The 17,720-nt window shown below is 48.4% G+C and carries 20 protein-coding genes and 1 riboswitch; all 20 genes read left to right on the top strand.

The genetic code is table 11. The features are described 5' to 3' along the window. Window positions 1–129 precede the first annotated feature (129 nt). A complete protein-coding gene (locus E0698_RS13890; protein WP_192511934.1) occupies window positions 130–690 on the top strand; it encodes a manganese efflux pump MntP in 561 nt (186 codons plus the stop codon). Window positions 691–775: 85 nt separating this feature from the next. Continuing rightward, window positions 776–1,360 carry a low molecular weight protein arginine phosphatase gene (locus E0698_RS13885; protein WP_192511933.1) on the top strand — a complete coding sequence of 195 codons (585 nt, stop codon included), beginning with the start codon at window positions 776–778 and terminating at the stop codon, window positions 1,358–1,360. A 78-nt stretch (window positions 1,361–1,438) separates the two neighbouring features. Then, window positions 1,439–1,520: riboswitch (ZMP/ZTP riboswitch) on the top strand. 284 nt (window positions 1,521–1,804) lie between these two features. After that, window positions 1,805–2,392 carry a TIGR01440 family protein gene (locus tag E0698_RS13880; protein ID WP_192511932.1) on the top strand — a complete coding sequence of 196 codons (588 nt, stop codon included), beginning with the start codon at window positions 1,805–1,807 and terminating at the stop codon, window positions 2,390–2,392. Window positions 2,393–2,520: 128 nt separating this feature from the next. Next, window positions 2,521–3,771 (top strand): serine hydroxymethyltransferase, encoded by a 1,251-nt coding sequence (gene glyA, locus E0698_RS13875; RefSeq protein WP_134912158.1) that lies wholly within the window; start codon window positions 2,521–2,523, stop codon window positions 3,769–3,771. 165 nt (window positions 3,772–3,936) lie between these two features. Further along, window positions 3,937–4,818: a carbohydrate ABC transporter permease gene (locus E0698_RS13870; protein WP_149095556.1), complete on the top strand. Its 882-nt coding sequence runs from the start codon at window positions 3,937–3,939 to the stop codon at window positions 4,816–4,818. Continuing rightward, on the top strand, window positions 4,818–5,654 hold the full coding sequence (locus tag E0698_RS13865) for a carbohydrate ABC transporter permease (protein ID WP_192511931.1): 837 nt from the start codon (window positions 4,818–4,820) through the stop codon (window positions 5,652–5,654). The genes E0698_RS13870 and E0698_RS13865 overlap by 1 nt, the downstream gene beginning before the upstream one ends. A gap of 15 nt (window positions 5,655–5,669) precedes the next feature. Then, window positions 5,670–6,935 carry an ABC transporter substrate-binding protein gene (locus E0698_RS13860; protein ID WP_134912161.1) on the top strand — a complete coding sequence of 422 codons (1,266 nt, stop codon included), beginning with the start codon at window positions 5,670–5,672 and terminating at the stop codon, window positions 6,933–6,935. 356 nt (window positions 6,936–7,291) lie between these two features. Beyond that, complete coding sequence (gene upp / locus E0698_RS13855; RefSeq protein ID WP_013312332.1) at window positions 7,292–7,921, top strand: uracil phosphoribosyltransferase; 630 nt, start codon at window positions 7,292–7,294, stop codon at window positions 7,919–7,921. Window positions 7,922–8,030: 109 nt separating this feature from the next. Continuing rightward, entirely contained in the window at window positions 8,031–9,200 is a 1,170-nt protein-coding gene (gene wecB / locus E0698_RS13850) for a non-hydrolyzing UDP-N-acetylglucosamine 2-epimerase (RefSeq protein WP_192511930.1), read from the top strand. A 171-nt stretch (window positions 9,201–9,371) separates the two neighbouring features. Continuing rightward, entirely contained in the window at window positions 9,372–9,626 is a 255-nt protein-coding gene (locus E0698_RS13845; protein ID WP_025683780.1) for an AtpZ/AtpI family protein, read from the top strand. Continuing rightward, entirely contained in the window at window positions 9,619–9,999 is a 381-nt protein-coding gene (locus tag E0698_RS13840) for an ATP synthase subunit I (protein ID WP_044646220.1), read from the top strand. The genes E0698_RS13845 and E0698_RS13840 overlap by 8 nt, the downstream gene beginning before the upstream one ends. Window positions 10,000–10,028: 29 nt before the next feature. Then, entirely contained in the window at window positions 10,029–10,853 is an 825-nt protein-coding gene (gene atpB, locus E0698_RS13835) for a F0F1 ATP synthase subunit A (RefSeq protein ID WP_192511929.1), read from the top strand. 104 nt (window positions 10,854–10,957) lie between these two features. Continuing rightward, window positions 10,958–11,182: a F0F1 ATP synthase subunit C gene (gene atpE / locus E0698_RS13830; RefSeq protein ID WP_014278475.1), complete on the top strand. Its 225-nt coding sequence runs from the start codon at window positions 10,958–10,960 to the stop codon at window positions 11,180–11,182. Between the two features lie 110 nt (window positions 11,183–11,292). Continuing rightward, a complete protein-coding gene (gene atpF, locus E0698_RS13825; RefSeq protein ID WP_192511928.1) occupies window positions 11,293–11,781 on the top strand; it encodes a F0F1 ATP synthase subunit B in 489 nt (162 codons plus the stop codon). Then, window positions 11,778–12,323 (top strand): F0F1 ATP synthase subunit delta, encoded by a 546-nt coding sequence (locus E0698_RS13820; protein WP_044646223.1) that lies wholly within the window; start codon window positions 11,778–11,780, stop codon window positions 12,321–12,323. Before atpF ends, E0698_RS13820 begins: the two co-directional genes overlap by 4 nt. Before the next feature lie 19 nt (window positions 12,324–12,342). After that, complete coding sequence (gene atpA, locus E0698_RS13815; RefSeq protein ID WP_025683774.1) at window positions 12,343–13,857, top strand: F0F1 ATP synthase subunit alpha; 1,515 nt, start codon at window positions 12,343–12,345, stop codon at window positions 13,855–13,857. A gap of 225 nt (window positions 13,858–14,082) precedes the next feature. Continuing rightward, window positions 14,083–14,949 carry an ATP synthase F1 subunit gamma gene (gene atpG / locus E0698_RS13810; protein ID WP_192511927.1) on the top strand — a complete coding sequence of 289 codons (867 nt, stop codon included), beginning with the start codon at window positions 14,083–14,085 and terminating at the stop codon, window positions 14,947–14,949. 122 nt (window positions 14,950–15,071) lie between these two features. Beyond that, window positions 15,072–16,472, top strand: coding sequence for a F0F1 ATP synthase subunit beta (atpD, locus tag E0698_RS13805; protein WP_025683772.1), 1,401 nt, complete (start codon window positions 15,072–15,074; stop codon window positions 16,470–16,472). 69 nt (window positions 16,473–16,541) lie between these two features. Continuing rightward, the gene (locus E0698_RS13800) at window positions 16,542–16,955 is read left to right on the top strand and encodes a F0F1 ATP synthase subunit epsilon (protein WP_025683771.1); all 414 of its coding nucleotides are present in this window, start codon (window positions 16,542–16,544) and stop codon (window positions 16,953–16,955) included. Between the two features lie 349 nt (window positions 16,956–17,304). Beyond that, window positions 17,305–17,556, top strand: coding sequence for a DUF1146 family protein (locus tag E0698_RS13795; RefSeq protein ID WP_025683770.1), 252 nt, complete (start codon window positions 17,305–17,307; stop codon window positions 17,554–17,556). Window positions 17,557–17,720: the final 164 nt, after the last annotated feature.

Below are 17,720 nucleotides of genomic sequence, written 5' to 3'. Positions count from 1 at the left end.
GATTGACCTTTTCAGCATAGTTGGCCCCTCTTCTTCCTGGTACAAGCACGGTAAACCGTATGCTTGTACTGTTTTGCCTCTTGTCCGCATAACGTGTACAAGAGCGGACGGATACTGGGGGGATGGAGTATGCTGGCAGCCTCTGCCCATGCCGGGCAGATTGTAACGATTCTGGTCATGGCTGTAGCGCTGGGGATGGATGCGTTATCGTTAGGCGTGGGGATCGGCATGAAGGGGATACGCCTGCGAGACGTGCTGCGGATCAGCACGGTCATTGGCTTTTTTCACATACTGATGCCATTACTGGGTATGTTCACAGGCCATTATATGAGTTCTTTACTGGGTCATGTGACGACCTATTTTGCAGGGGGATTGCTTATCCTTTTGGGCGGGCATATGGTGTATAATTCCTTCAAAGGTGACGGGGTACAGGTGCTGGACCATCGTTCTCCCCTGGGCCTATTACTATTTTCGCTTGGGGTGAGCGTCGACTCCTTTTCTGTTGGGGTATCACTGGGCATGTTCCAGAGTGATTTGGTGCTGACCGTTCTGACGTTTGGCTTTTGCGGGGGAGCGATGGCGATGCTGGGACTGCTGTTAGGCCGCAAGGTCAGCCGCAATCTGGGAGACTATGGAGAAGCGGTGGGCGGTGCCATTTTACTGGCGTTTGGCTTTATGTTTATGTTTTGATTTTGGGGCGGACAGTGTAAAATAAATACAGGATTTTAGTAATCCTCTGTTTATATATTTTTTAACTTACGGGGGGGTGAAGACGTTGAAACATATCTTATTCGTTTGCACAGGGAACACCTGTCGCAGTCCAATGGCTGAAGGGATGCTGCGCAAGCTGTCTGCTGAGCACGGGTTAGGGTTGGAAGTGCGCTCGGCGGGAGTAGCCGCGATGGAAGGTACGCCCATTTCCCGACATGCAGAGGCAGTGCTTCGTGACCATAATATCTCGGATCAAATCACCTCAACTTCTTTGAACGGTGGGCTTGCCGAGTGGGCACATCTGATTTTAACCTTGACCCAAGGGCATAAGCAGCAAGTCATCCAGCGCTTTCCCCAAACGGTGGGCAAAGTGTTTACGCTCAAGGAATATGTGGAGGACCGGGATTCAGTGCTGAATGATGTACAGGAGCTGGATGGTCTGTACGCTTCGCAACAACTGATGGGATCATTAGGTCAGGAGCTTTCGGCACGGGAGCGTGAGCGGATGATTGAACTGCGTCAACGTATTCCGGGCTTTGATATTTCCGATCCGTTCGGCGGGTCGCGTGAAGATTACGATGTCACGGCTGCGGAAATCCGAACGGCGCTGCACAAGCTGGTGGACAAGCTGAAGGCCTTGTCCGAATAAAGTTTGTATCACTCATCTATTTTGTACGGGATCTGTTGATTTTCGGCGGTTAATCCGTTAAGATAAGGTGGAAAAACAAGAATCCGGTGTAACTGGCGACAAAAGTGGGGTTAACCACGATGGAGCATCGGATATACGGCCGGTCGCCTGGGCAAAAGAGCAAATCCACATTGGCTGTGGACTGCTCTTTTTTCGTATATGAGCTAGGTCCGGCCTCCGATGGCCTTCTGTCCAGACAAATGGCTATTATTCTTCCGCATGCTGTTACTTCGAGTATCCAAACCGAGAGAGGGTCCTTTAAGCAGTTTTTCCATTTTTCCTGCTCGAAATCCGATTCATCGGCTATAATATAGTCAGATTGTGATATCAGGAGAGAGTGTGTTGAACAAGGGGCATAAGCCTGTGCCCAGTCTCTGTGGGGCTGTTCAACCAAAGGAGGTTCCAATGGTAGGACAATTGGATCATGAGGTTACGCTTGAAGCACAGACCGCTTCTGTCGTGAAGGAAATCGCAGAAGCAGCCAGTCTCAAGGCTGGTCGCCTGTTGGTTATCGGCGTAAGCACCAGTGAGGTGGCGGGAAGCCGGATTGGCACGGCGGGAGCGCTCGATGTGGCGCAGCAATTGCTGGCTGGAGTGGAATCTGTTCGCAGGGCGTACGGTTTTGATGTGGCGTTTCAATGCTGCGAGCATTTGAACCGTGCGCTGGTGGTTGAACGAGCCGTGCTGGAACGGCTGGGACTGACGGAGGTCGCCGCTGTTCCCGTTCGTACGGCAGGCGGATCTATGGCTACCGCCGCCTATCGTGCGCTGGAAGATGCATGTCTGGCGGCGAATGTACAGGCGCATGCGGGGGTAGACATTGGTGAGACGCTGATCGGTATGCATTTGCGACCGATTGCCGTTCCGTTTCGTCCAGGCCTTCGCTGGATTGGCGAAGCGCGTGTGACGGCGGCATTCACTCGTCCTCCGCTCATTGGCGGACAGCGAGCAGTGTATAGTCTGGAGCAAGAAGGCGGCGGAAGCTGCGACTAGCATTTGTATTTTGGCTTGGACTGCATGTTTGTACTGATCTTTTTTGCATTGATGATGAGGTGCCCAACAGAGGAGCAGGCGCTTGCCTGTATACCTGACAATTGACCATGGAGAGGGAGTAATCAATCATGATGGAACATCTGCGTAAAAGTGACCCGGCAGTGCTGGAAGCAATGGGACTTGAACTGAAACGACAACGCCACAATATCGAGCTGATCGCATCCGAAAATATCGTCAGCGAAGCGGTAATGGAAGCAATGGGCTCCGTATTGACGAATAAATATGCTGAAGGTTATCCAAGCAAACGCTACTACGGTGGCTGTGAGCATGTGGATATCGTCGAGGACATTGCACGCGACCGTGCCAAAGAACTGTTCGGTGCAGAGCATGCTAACGTACAGGCTCACTCGGGAGCGCAAGCGAACATGGCAGTATATCTGGCAGCTCTTAAACCTGGAGATACCGTACTGGGTATGAACCTGGCGCACGGTGGCCATCTGACACACGGAAGTCCGGTTAACGCCTCCGGCTTGCTGTATAACTTTGCCGCTTACGGCGTACGTGAAGACAACTTCCGCATCGACTATGATGAAGTGCGCAAGGCAGCCTTCAAGCATCGCCCTCGTCTGATTGTAGCCGGAGCGAGCGCGTATCCGCGTACCATCGATTTTGAAGCCTTCGCTTCCATTGCCAACGATGTGGGCGCTCTGTTCATGGTCGATATGGCACATATCGCGGGTCTTGTGGCAGCGGGTATTCACCCAAGCCCGGTTCCACATGCTCAATTTGTTACAACAACGACACACAAAACGCTGCGTGGTCCGCGTGGGGGTCTGATTCTGACTCGCAAAGCGTGGGCACAAGCAATTGATAAAGCGATTTTCCCAGGTACTCAAGGGGGTCCGTTGATGCATGTGATCGCATCTAAAGCTGTTGCCTTGGGTGAAGCGCTCCAGCCTTCCTTCAAAACCTATGCGCAAAACGTAGTTCGCAACGCCCAGGTGCTGGCTGAGACATTGCTGGCTGAAGGCATTAACATTGTATCCGGCGGTACGGATAATCACTTGATGCTGCTGGACACGCGTAACTTGAACATCACTGGAAAAGAAGCGGAGCATGTACTGGATTCCGTGGGCATCACGGTCAACAAAAACGCGATTCCTTTCGACCCGACCAGTCCATTCGTTACCAGCGGAATCCGCATTGGTACACCTGCTGCAACATCCCGTGGTATGGATGAAGAGGCTATGGTCAAAATCGGTAAAATCATTGCTGAAACTCTCAAAAATCCGAAGGATGATACGGTATTGTCTAAAGCCAGCCAAGCTGTTGGCGAACTGACAGACAAATTCCCGATCTACCCAGGTACTCAATACTAATCTATTTACTTGTTTGATAAGGCTGTTTTTCTTCCGTAAGCCGGAGGAGAAACAGTCTTTTTTTGATTTCTAACGACTCGAAACTTACATTTTTGGGTAATAAGCGATTACGGTAAGGATTTGTCTGCGCTTTCCTTCATGATCTACAACAAAGGAGTGATTGCATTGAGTCAAAGAAAATCCGCGCAGTTATTACAGCAGCTCATATTTGTAGGACCGTTGGCGTTGTTTTTCGTCTTGATTATGGTCATTCCATTCCTGCTGGGTCTGTATTATTCCATGACGAACTGGGATGGAGTATCTGAAAATGTTCAGTGGCTCGGGTTAGGGAATTACGTACACATTTTCAGGGATGATCCAGACTTCCGTAATGCGTTCTGGTTCACGGTCCGTTTTACCGTATGTGGTGTGATTCTGACCAACCTGATCGGCTTTTTCCTGGCGTATGTTCTTACAAAGCCGTTGCGTACCCGTAATGCGCTGCGTACTGTATTTTTTATGCCTAATATGATCGGAGGTTTGCTGTTGGGATTCATCTGGCAGTTTATCTTTGTGCGCGGCTTTTCTGCGGTGGGAGAGGCTACAGGACTGTCCTTCTTCAATCTGCCGTGGCTTGGTGACGGGCCAACCGCTTTCTGGGGAACCGTCATTGTATTTGTATGGCAATATGCCGGCTATCTTATGGTTATTTACATATCCTCGTTAAATAATGTCCCTCATGCTCTTATAGAATCTGCCCAGATTGACGGTGCGAGCCGCAGACAGATTTTGCGTCATATCGTGGTGCCGTTAATTATGCCAGCCGTAACCGTCTGCCTGTTTCTGGCGATATCCTGGTCCTTTAAAGTATTTGAGTTGAATTTGGCGCTGACCAAGGGCGGACCCTTCAAGTCGACGGAGTCTGTTGCGTTGGACATATATAATGAAGCGTTTACAAATAACCGCCTTGGATTGGGTACAGCCAAAGCCATTATTTTCTTTGTCATCGTTGCGATCATTACCAGCATTCAGGTGCGTCTGACGAAGAAAAAGGAGGTCGAAATGTAATGGGGAAAACATCAAACTACCGTTTGGGCATATGGGTTGCTGAAATCCTGCTCATTGTGATCGGGTTGATCTTTCTGGTTCCGTTCTACTTTTTGCTCGTCAATTCCGTTAAATCCTTTGGCGACATTTTGGCTCATTCTGCCTCGTGGCCGATGACCTTCCATTTTGAGAACTATGCGAATGCCTGGAATAAAATAAATTTTCCTACAGCACTGGGGAATTCGTTAATCGTCACGATTGTCAGCAATGCACTTCTGCTGCTAATCAGCTCGATGGCTGCTTACCAGATGGTTCGGCATGATACACGTTTTAATCGCTTCCTGTTCGGTCTGCTCGTGGCTGCCATGGTGGTTCCCTTCCAATCTATCATGCTGCCTCTGATGGAGGTGTCCAACGTACTCAGCCTGAACAACAGTATACCGGGCCTGATTTTGTGCTATTTGGGCTTTGGCGCGCCTTTATCTGTGTTTCTATTTCATGGCTTTATTAAATCGGTGCCTATTGAGGTCGAGCAGGCAGCGAGGGTAGATGGTTCCTCTCGGTACGGTGTGTTCTTTCGCATCGTTTGTCCGCTGCTGCTGCCCGTGTTTGTAACCGTGCTTATTTTGAATACTTTATGGATCTGGAATGACTATCTGCTGCCTTCGCTTATTTTGAATGATCCTGAGCTGCGCACGATTCCCATTGCCACCTATATGCTGTTCGGCCAGTATACCAAGCAATGGGATTTGGCGCTGCCAGCGCTGGTGTTAGGGATTACGCCTATTGTTGTGTTTTTTCTGGTGATGCAAAAATACATCGTTTCCGGCATTGCAGCCGGTGCGGTCAAAGGATGACGGGAGGGATAAACGATGAACAAAACAGCGCTGCTTGTCCTTTCTCTGATCGTGTTGCTCGCATGTACGCTTTCGGGTTGTGGAAATACGCAGGCTCAACAGGGCGGGACGAAGACAATACACATCTATCAGTTCAAGGTAGAAATTTCGGAGCCGCTGAACAAGCTGAAGGCAGATTATGAAAAAACACATCCGGGCATCAAGCTGGATATACAGTCTGTCGGAGGCGGAACGGATTACGGAGCTTCGTTGAAAGCCAAATTCGCATCGGGAGATCAGCCGGACATTTTCACGAATGAGGGATACCAGGACCGCGATACGTGGTTTGAGTATTTGGAGGATCTGTCGGATCAGCCATGGGTCAAGGATTTGGATGATTTCGCCCGCAAGCCGATGACCGTCAACGGTAAAATTTACGGACAGCCTATGAATCTGGAGGGCTTTGGTTTTGTTTATAATAAGGATTTGTTCAAAAAGGCGGGGATAACCAAGCTTCCTCAGACGATAAATGAGCTGGAAGAAGCGGCTAAACGCCTGAAGGCTGCGGGGATTACACCGTTTGCTAACGGGTATGCGGAATGGTGGGTGCTGGGGAACCATTTTATTAATATCCCGTTTGCCAGACAGCCGAACCCAGAGACATATGTGGAGGATTTAAACAAGGGAATGGCCCGCATCCCCGGTAACCCTGTGTTTGATCAGTGGGTGAAGTTGCTTGACCTGACCCTGAAATATGGTAACCGTAACCCGCTTACGACGGATTACAATACACAGGTGACGTTGTTTGCGACAGGAAAGGCTGCGATGATGCACCAAGGGAACTGGACTCAGCCGCAAATTGATGGAATTAACCCGGATCTGAATCTGGGCATCCTGCCCACGCCCATTGATAATGATCCGTCCGAAGGGGGCAGACTCGCTGTGGGTGTGGCATCCAATTGGGTGGTGAATAAAAATTCGCCTGTGAAGCAGGAAGCAAAGGATTTTCTCAACTGGCTGGTCACTTCGGAAACGGGCAAGCATTACATCACCAAGGAGTTCAAATTCGTACCCGCCTTTAGAAGCATCCCCTCCAGTGACGAGACGACAGGTGATCTGGGTGCTGAGATATCCAAGCATGTGAAGGAAGGAAAGATATGGAGCTGGAACTTTCAACGTTTCCCGAAGGGACTGAATCAGGATCTCAGCAGCAGCATGCAGGCCTATATTGCAGGGGTTATTACGAAGGACGAAATGCTCGGGCAATTTCAGGGGGCATGGGACAATTTGAAGTTTAGATAAAAGATTGATACTGTATCAGGACACAATGCCTGTAGCTTGGGTGGGTAGTCCGAAGTTCAAAGGCTTTGACGGTCAAGTGCCGTCAGAGCTTTTTTTATGCACTTTTTGTATGACAAAAGTCACCCCTGAAGTGGGCAAAGTATGCTTTTTACCTGTCATATCTTCCTCTTGACAAAAGGTTGCGGTGGCAGGTGTTAAATCAATCAAGGGAATGTTATAATAAACAGGATTTACAGGCACGCATTGCATCTGTGCTTATTTGGTTTGTACAAATAGGTTACATAGATCCTTTCCATGCAGAATGTTCAATATTCTGGTGCGAAAGAACGTGACGATAATACCGGAGGGAATATATCATGGCAAAACTGGTGGTTTGTGATCACCCTTTGATCCAACACAAACTTACATTTATCCGCGATGTGCGGACCAACACCAAGGATTTCCGCGAACTGGTGGATGAAGTAGCAACATTGATGGCTTATGAAATTACGCGGGATATCCCGCTGGAGAGCATTACGGTGCAGACACCGGTTGCTGAGACGGAAGGTAAAGTGATTTCCGGTCGTATGCTGGGCCTCATTCCAATCTTGCGCGCAGGCCTGGGTATGCTGGATGGCGTTGTCAAACTGCTGCCGGCAGCAAAGGTAGGGCATGTGGGACTGTTCCGTGATCCCGAGACATTGCAGCCTGTGGAATACTATACGAAGCTGCCTACAGACGTGACTGAGCGTGAATTGATCGTAATTGATCCGATGCTGGCAACAGGCGGCTCGGCGATCGCGGCTATTGATGTGTTGAAAAAGAGAGGCTGCACCCAAATTAAAATGATGAATTTGATTGCCGCTCCCGAGGGAGTCAAGGCTGTTCAGGATGCCCACCCCGATGTAGATATTTATGTTGCTGCACTGGACGAGCGTCTGGATGATCACGGCTACATTATTCCTGGTCTTGGTGACGCGGGAGACCGTTTGTACGGAACCAAGTAAACGGCCTCTGGTCATTAGGCATAATATATGGGCGTTACGGACAAGTCGTTTTTCATAGGAGAACGATCTTGGAGTCGGGCGTTTATTTTGAAAAGGGGTTCAACAGAAAATGTCCAAAATCAAAGTGATGACTATTTTTGGCGTGCGTCCGGAAGCGATTAAGATGGCTCCTCTTATTTTGGAGCTTCAACGTCACCCCGAGCATATCGAGTCTGTAGTATGCGTAACGGCTCAACATCGCCAAATGCTCGATCAGGTTCTGGAAGTATTTAATATTCACCCTGACTATGATCTGGATGTGATGAAGGATCGTCAGACGCTTAATGAAATTTCCATTCGTGTGCTTCAAGGTTTAGAGCCTGTATTACGTGAGGCAAAGCCGGATATTGTACTCGTTCACGGCGATACGCTGACGACTTTCCTGGCCAGCTATGCGGCCTTTATGCAACAGATCGAAGTGGGGCATGTGGAAGCGGGCTTGCGGACGTGGAACAAACTATCTCCATATCCTGAGGAAATGAACCGTCAACTGACAGGAGTGCTGTCTGATCTTCATTTTTCTCCTACATCTTTATCGGCTGGGAATTTGCGGAAGGAAAATAAACCTGAATCGCGAATATATGTAACAGGCAATACCGTGACTGACGTATTTCAGTATACGGTTCGCCAGGATTACGAGCATCCGGTGCTGGAATGGGCTAAAGGCAAGCGTTTGATTCTGATGACGGCACACCGTCGGGAGTCCCAGGGGGAACCACATCGCCAAATTTTTAGTGCGGTCAAACGGATCGCGGACGAGTTTGAGGATATTGCTATTGTGTATCCCGTTCATCCAAGTCCGGCTGTGAAGGAGCCTGCATTTGAGATTTTAGGCAACCATCCGAGTATTAAACTGATTGATCCGCTGGATGTGGTGGATTTACACAATTTTTATCCGCACACTCATCTCATTCTTACCGATTCCGGTGGTCTTCAGGAAGAAGCGCCTTCGTTCGGAGTACCTGTTCTGGTGCTGCGTGATACGACTGAAAGACCGGAAGGCATTGAAGCGGGTACCTTGGAACTGGTGGGTACGAGCGAAGAGAACGTGTACAATCGGACCAAGGCACTTTTGACAGATTCCGCGTTGTACGAGTCTATGAGCCAGGCAGCGAACCCTTACGGCGATGGACAGGCATCAGTAAGAATTGTCAATGCGATTTTGCACCATTATGGTGTTCAATCCGAACGTCCTGAAGAATTTCACACAATGTTCACAAAAGATGTTCGTCCGATATAATTATTCTTTACAAGGCAAGCATACAGTTAAACTGTACGGTTACCAAGGGATACGGCATTTTAAGATGCTTTGTTGACTGATTCTATACTTTAGGGCGCTAAAATATCTCAATTGACAAAGCATCTTATATTTAAGTAAAATGGACTGGAATTGCAGGGGTGGCATGGAAAAGTGGTCAAACCTTCCAAGCAAAACAACAACCGAAATAACACCGGAAATGCCTTCAAGGCAATTGGACTGGTGAGCGCTATCGGCATTGATTTAGCCGTGTGCACACTGGGTGGTTTTTATGCCGGAAAGTGGCTAGACGCCAAACTTGGTGGTTCCGGAATTTGGATTGGCGTAAGCGTTCTCGCAGGCTTGGTTGTAGGCGCATTGAGTATTGCCCTTGTGATCGGAAAGGTATTGAGGGATAACCATGAGTGAGATGACCCGAATGCAAAAAATGTTATGGATCGTAGCGCTTTGTATTATGGCTCTGTGTTTCCTGGTCTCCGCCTTCATGCCCCAACATCGTGACATTGCTCACGGAATCATTCTGGGAACGGGAGTAAGCTGTCTTAATGTGCTGTATATGGCCTACAAAATTCGACAGGTTGCGAGTGCGGCCGCCGGTGAAGGCAAGAAGAAAAGGGTGGGCATCGGCTTTGGAGTTCGTGTAGCGACCTCTATTTTGGCGGTAGTGCTGGCGATAGAATTTCCGGCCTATTTCCATGAGATCGCTGTAATGGCAAGCCTGGTAACTGGACAGTTTCTTCTTTTAATTATAGGCATCATATTCGCGCTACAGGAAAAATGATGGCTCAACTGAGAAAGGGGTGAGAAAACATGTTGCATGAATCACCGATTATCGAATTGGGCGGGTTTAACATTGACTTGTCCGTCATTATTATGCTTTTTGTAACTTGCGCGATTGTGTTTGGACTGGCTTTTGCTGCAACACGCAATTTGTCTGTAGACAATCCAAGCAAGCTGCAAAACTTTATGGAATGGGTCGTGGAATTCGTTCAAGGACTGATTACCAGCACGATGGATTTGAAAAAAGGGAAGCCATTCCTCTCCTTGGGGATGACGCTGATCATGTTCATTTTTGTCGGAAATATGCTGGGCTTACCGTTCGGGATTGTGACCGAATTCGATAATGCGCAAAGTGCCCAAGTATTTGGACATGAAATCATTCCAGTCAAGGAAGCATTAGAACAGGCACAAGCGTCTCATCCGGGCGAATCTGCCCACGTGGGTGTCAACTGGTGGAAGTCACCTACCGCAGATGCAGGGGTGTCCATTGGTCTGGCATTGATGATCTTTGTCCTGGTTCATTTCCTGGGAATCTTCCGTAACACCAAAGCATACTTCAAGCATTACATTCAGCCATTCCCTTTCTTTTTGCCAATTAACCTGATTGAGCAGTTCTCGAAACTTTTGACACATGGTATGCGTCTATTCGGTAATATTTTTGCCGGCGAGGTTTTGATTAGTGTACTGCTGAAATTGACGGCAATTGGTGTTGGAGGGTGGATTGCCTCCGTATTGGGGCTGGTTGTATGGCAAGGATTCAGTATCTTTGTCGGCAGTATTCAGGCGTTCGTCTTTACCATTTTGACGTTCGTGTATATTTCACAGGCAATCGATACGCATGAAGAAGAGCATTAGGTCATTTCAGTTTCCGGTTTTTAGTTAAGTTCAGGAGTGCGCTTCGCTCTTAACTGCAAATACATGTACAACACAAATACACATCTCTAAGGAGGATTTTTAAAATGGGAGCTTGGGCATTAATAGCAGCAGCTATCGCAGTAGGTTTGGGTGCGCTCGGCGCAGGTATTGGTAACGGTCTGATCGTAAGTAAAACAGTTGAAGGTATCGCTCGTCAGCCAGAAGCAAAAGCTTCATTGCAAACTGTCATGTTTATCGGTGTAGGTCTGGTCGAAGCACTGCCAATCATCGGTGTCGTTCTGGCATTCATTTTCTACGCAGCAGCTTAATTGAATGGAAGCAAGGTTTGGCGGGGAAGGCACAGCCATCCGCGCCTTCTTTGTTCGTTTGAAGAATGAAAGATCTAGGACTGACGTTCACCGGAAAGGAGTGACTTCAATTGCATTTTAATTGGACAAGTATCGTTTTTACTATAATTGCATTTTTGATCTTGTACTGGTTGCTGACCCGTTATGCATTCGGCCCCCTCTTTTCAATCATGGAGAAGCGGCGTGAGCTTGTTTTGAAGCAAATGAATGAAGCGGCACAGACGCGTGAACAGGCTACTGCCTATGTTGAGGAGCAAAAGCAGGCTCTCCAACAGGCACGTAAAGAAGCCTACGATATTATTGAGCAGTCGAAACAAACAGGTAGCAAGCAAGCGGAGCAAATTATTGTTCAGGCCAAGGACGAAGCTGTCCGCCTGAAAGACGAAGCTGTTCGTGAGATCACAAGCGAGCGCAATAAGGCAGTTGCCGAGCTGCGCAGCGAAGTGGGCCGGGCTTCAGTACAAATCGCTTCCAAGCTGATTCAAAAAGAAATCAAGGAAGACCAAGTCCAGGGAGAGCTTGTCGACCAGTACCTTAAAGAGGTAGGAGGCAAAGCATGAGCCGGGATACGGTAGTTGCCAAACGGTATGCGAAAGCTTTGTTTGAAGTGGCGGAGCAAGAGCAAACCATTATGGAGACCGAGCAAGAGCTGCGTGCTTTTGTAGAAGCTGTCTCCGGGGATGCTGAAATCCGTAAGTTCATCAACTCTCCTAACATTACGGAAGCGGTCAAGCTTCAGGTTCTGGCTAACAGTTTTGAGAGCAAGCTGTCTGCCCCACTGATCAACACGATTAAGCTGTTGATCCAGCGCAGCAGAGCAGATTTGTTCGAATCTCTTCTCGCTGGATACCTCGATATTCAGGAGTACAAGCTGGGACTTGCCCATGCAAAGGTGTATTCCACTTATGCGCTCAGTGAGCAGGAAAAAACAGCGGTAGCCGAGCAATTCGGAGCCCGTGAACATAAAACAATCCGTGTGGAAAACATAGTGGACCCGAGTCTGCTGGGCGGATTGAAAGTGGTTATCGGCGATACACTGTACGACGGCAGTCTGGCCGGCAAGCTGGATCGTCTCGAGAAATCCTTTAACAGACGAGTATAGAAGATAGGGGTGAACACACTTGAGTATCAAACCTGAAGAAATCAGTTCATTGATTAAAAGTCAGATTGAACAATATAAAAATGATATCGAGGTCGTTGAAGTCGGCACTGTTGTTGAAGTCGGCGACGGTATTGCCCGCGTCTACGGACTGGAAAAAGTCATGTCCGGTGAATTGGTTGAATTCGAAAACGGCGTTTTGGGCTTGGCGCTCAACGTGGAAGAAAGCAATGTCGGTGTTGTTATTCTGGGTCAATTCTCCGATATCCGTGAAGGCGGCCAAGTGAAACGTACAGGTCAGATCATGCAGGTTCCTGTAGGGGAAGCATTGATCGGACGTGTTGTTAATCCGCTGGGACAACCAGTAGACGGTAAAGGCCCGATTGCTACAACGGAATTCCGTCCGGTAGAAAGCCAGGCTCCAGGCGTTATGGCCCGTAAATCGGTACATGAGCCAATGCAGACGGGGATTAAAGCTATTGATGCGATGGTTCCGATTGGTCGCGGTCAACGCGAACTGATCATCGGTGACCGTCAAACAGGTAAAACCTCTATTGCGATTGACGCGATTTTGAATCAAAAAGGCAGCGGCATGAAATGTATTTATGTTGCCATCGGCCAAAAGCAATCTACGGTAGCTCAAGTCGTTGAAACCTTGCGTCGTCATGGTGCTTTGGAATATACGATTGTCGTTACAGCGGCAGCTTCCGACCCATCACCATTGCTCTATATCGCACCTTACTCTGGCTGCGCTATGGGTGAGTACTTTATGTACAAAGGCGAGCACGTGTTGGTTGTATACGATGACTTGACCAAACAAGCGTCAGCTTACCGGGAACTTTCCCTGTTGCTGCGTCGTCCACCGGGCCGTGAGGCATACCCAGGTGACGTTTTCTATCTGCATTCCCGCTTGCTGGAACGTGCGGCAAAGCTGAATGACGAGTTAGGCGGCGGATCGCTAACTGCGTTGCCATTCATCGAAACACAGGCTTCCGACGTATCTGCCTATATTCCAACGAACGTTATTTCCATCACAGACGGACAAATCTTCCTCGAAGCTGACTTGTTCTATGCAGGACAACGTCCGGCGATTAACGTAGGTATTTCTGTATCCCGTGTAGGTGGTTCGGCTCAGATCAAAGCGATGAAAAAGGTTGCAGGTTCCCTGCGTCTGGATCTCGCCCAATATCGTGAGCTTCAAGCGTTCTCCCAATTCGGTTCCGATTTGGACAAGTCCACCAAAGCTCGTCTGGATCGCGGTGCGCGTATGATGGAGATTTTGAAACAGGGTGTTAACCAGCCGCTGGCTGTAGAGCAACAGGTTGTGAGCTTGTACACTGCGGTAAAAGGCTTCCTGGATGATATTCCTGTAGCAGACGTGAAACGTTTTGAGAAAGACTTCCTTTCTTATATGGAGTCTGATCATCAAGATATTCTTCAATCTATTCGTGATACAAAAGACTTGGTACCTGATAACGATGCGGCTCTCAAAGCAGCTATCGAGAAATTCAAAAAATCATTTGCCACGTCGGTTTAATACATTGGAATTTGCCAGTTTATGACGAGAAGTGTCCTAAGGAAGCGTGCCCTCCGGGCTGTGGCTTCCTTGGCATGTTTTATCCTCAGTAACAGGCCCTTTATGATTAGTCCGGCTGGATTGTCCTTCATCATGGACAGCCGGATATCCAGAACCGGTTTTCAAAGCTAAGTGAATGCTTACGAAGTAGCTTTGGCTTTGCCAAAGCTTGAAGGTGGTGAAATCATGGCAAAAGGTATGCGCGAGATTAAACGTCAGATCAAAAGTGTGCAGAGTACGAAGCAGATTACGAAAGCGATGGAGATGGTAGCTGCATCCAAGCTTAGAAAAGCTCAGGAGAAGGCTGAGGCGGCTCGTCCTTATTCGGAAAAGCTTAGGGAAGTTGTGACCAGTATTGCTTCGGGGTCAAACAACGTTAAGCACCCGATGCTGGAATCGCGTCCGGTCAAAAAGACGGCATATCTCATCATTACATCTGATCGTGGTCTGGCTGGTGGTTATAATGCCAACATTTTGCGGCAGGTTACACAGACAATTGCGGAACGTCACCGTTCACAGGATGAATTTACAATTTTCATTATTGGACGAAAAGGACGGGACTATTTCAGACGCCGCGAGTTTCCTATTGCCGAGTCGGTAACAGATCTGTCGGATACACCTGCTTTTGCAGATATCAAGATGATTGCCAACAAAGCTGTGCAGGGTTTTGAGTTCAAAGAATTTGATGAGCTGTATTTATGCTATAACCGCTTTGTTAATGCATTGACTCAGATTCCAACCGTTGACCGTCTGTTGCCTATGGCGACGCCGGATTCCGCTGCTGCTGCATCCTCGATTAACTATGAGTATGAGCCGTCACCGGAAGGAGTGCTGGAAGTGCTGTTGCCGCGATACGCGGAAACACTCATCTATGGTGCTTTGCTGAACGGTAAGGCGAGTGAGCTGGGAGCAAAAATGACAGCAATGGGATCTGCCACTAAAAATGCTACGAAGCTGATTGGTGAGCTGTCGCTGACCTATAACCGTGCTCGTCAAGCGGCTATTACCCAGGAAATTACGGAAATCGTGGCAGGGGCAAGTGCCCAGTCTTAATGGGCTTTTTTTGCGGACTGCTGTATAGCTGGTCCTATACTAATATGATAATTTGCGGGCGCAAAACAAATCGTGTAGTTCGGATTTGCGGCTGTGCAAGCTTGTAGGAGGGAAACCAAAAGATGAACAAAGGACGCGTAGTGAGCATCATGGGTCCGGTTGTCGACGTTGAGTTTGAACGCGGACAGCTTCCGGAAATCCTGAATGCCATTCATATTGGGACTGTGCTGGAGAACGGAGTCAAAGTTGACCTGACGCTCGAAGCATCGAAACACCTTGGTGACAACCGTGTGCGTTGTATTGCCATGTCTTCCACAGATGGTCTGGTTCGTGGAGTTGAAGCAATCGATCAGGGAGCACCTATTTCGGTACCTGTCGGTGAAGCAACTCTGGGACGCGTATTTAACGTACTTGGAACGCCAATTGATAATGGTACTGATTTGAGTGAAACAGCTAGAAATCCGATTCACCGTCAGGCTCCTGCCTTCGATGAATTGACAACTCAAGCAGAAATGCTCGAAACCGGCATTAAAGTTATCGACCTGCTGGCTCCTTACGCCAAAGGCGGTAAAGTCGGATTGTTTGGTGGTGCTGGTGTAGGTAAGACTGTAACCATCCAGGAATTGATTAACAATATCGCTCAGGAACATGGTGGTATTTCCGTATTTGCAGGCGTTGGTGAACGCACACGTGAAGGAAATGACTTGTACCATGAAATGAGAGATTCCGGCGTTATCAACAAAACAGCGATGGTGTTCGGACAAATGAACGAGCCTCCAGGCGCGCGCTTGCGTGTTGCCCTTACGGGTCTGACGATGGCGGAGTATTTCCGTGATCAGGAAGGCCGTGACGTGTTGCTCTTTATTGATAACATCTTCCGCTTTACCCAAGCTGGTTCCGAGGTTTCCGCCCTCTTGGGACGTATGCCTTCGGCAGTAGGTTACCAGCCTACGCTGGCAACTGAGATGGGTCAATTGCAAGAACGGATTACTTCTACTAAAAAGGGTTCTGTTACTTCCATTCAGGCGATCTATGTACCTGCGGATGACTACACTGACCCGGCTCCTGCTACAACGTTTGCCCATTTGGATGCAACGACAAATCTGGAGCGTAAAATTTCCGAAATGGGTATCTACCCAGCGGTTGATCCACTCGCGTCGAGCTCCCGGATTTTGTCTCCGGAAGTTGTGGGTGAAGAGCATTATAATGTAGCACAAGGTGTAAAACAAATTTTGGCCCGTTATAACGAGCTTCAGGATATCATTGCTATCCTGGGTATGGACGAGCTGAGTGAAGAAGATAAAATGCTGGTAGCCCGTGCGCGCAAAATCCAGCGTTTCTTGTCCCAACCTTTCCACGTTGCCGAAGCGTTCAACGGCTTTCCAGGTAAATATGTACCGGTTAAAGAAACTGTACGAAGCTTCAAAGAAATTCTGGAAGGCAAGTATGATCATCTTCCAGAAGCGGCCTTCCTTTTTGTAGGGGCCATCGAGGAAGCGGTAGAAAAAGCCAAAACGCTGTAGCATACAGGCGAAGAATAGCCGAGCCTTACGAAGTGAGTTGTCTGCGGGCAGCTTTCAGGAGGGATTCAAGTGAGCACATATTTGTTGGAGATTGTGACGCCGGAGCGCCTGGTCTTTGCAGAACAGGTAAACAGCATCAGTGTTCGCGGCTCGGAAGGCGATCTCGGGATTTTACCCGGACACCTTCCCTTGGTCACTCCCTTGAAGATTGCGCCGGTACGTATTAAAACTGGCGGTCAGACAGAAGTGATTGCAGTCAATGGGGGCTTTGTTGAAGTCCGCAAGGATAAAGTGGTCATTTTGGCTGAAAGTGCGGAGCGTTCCGAGGATATTGATGTGGAGCGTGCCCGTGCGGCAAGGGAGCGGGCAGAGCTGCGGCTCCAGAGCAAGCAGGAGAAAGTAGACCATCATCGGGCGGAGGTAGCCCTGCAACGGGCACTTAACCGTCTGAATGCAACAAGCATCAGAACCAATAAGAATTAATATTGGGTTTAACTGGATTGTAAAAGGGTTCGGCATGGTATACGGATGGAATGACAGGGAGACCGCTTCATAGTTTCTGCCAAATGATGTTCCGGCAGAAGAAGAGGAGGTAGCCTTTTCCTTCCTTCGATCACTGTGATCGAGCCCTTTTTTTAGATATGATTTCCAAAAGTACAGTCCTATTTCTTGCCTAGGAGCTAGGTACATAGTACCTTTTAAATTCACGAAACAGAAGAAAATGTTCGTATTTTGTCGAAATAATTGTCCTGAAAATAGAATTAGCACTGGCATATTAGGCGTTCGCCGAGTATTATAAAGAAGTCTGTGACGCAGGTGGGAGGGATTACGGATGAACGGGAAGCAGCAATTGGCTGAACAGTTAAGTCAATCGGCGAGTATGACCGCGCTAGTCTCCATGATCGTGTCGCTCATTTGTATAGCGTTAGCTTGGTGGGCCTTACAGAGCTTAAAGCTGGATTTGTTCATCAGGCATCCAAAGGGACCACAGGGCAGATTGCTGCACTTGTTTCTTGCCATTATTTTGGGACAACTGGTGTCCGGGTTTCTGTTAAGCTATATCTCATGGAGCCAGATGCTTTAGAATGTGTTTTAACATGAAGAGGGCGGGTTATATGACTTTATGGCTGTGTATCTGCGGGAATTGTCGAATAACATCGTGCCATATTGTCAACAATGGTAAACAAAAGAACTATACGTGTATAGCTGGTCGAGCAGGCTAGAAGCACAATAGTCGTCATGTGTAAA

Origin of the sequence: Paenibacillus sp. 23TSA30-6 (genome assembly GCF_014858585.1) — a bacterium.
Lineage (GTDB): Bacteria > Bacillota > Bacilli > Paenibacillales > Paenibacillaceae > Paenibacillus.
The sequence above is the reverse complement of the archived record's forward strand: the minus strand, read 5'-3'. Positions and strand labels throughout refer to the sequence as shown.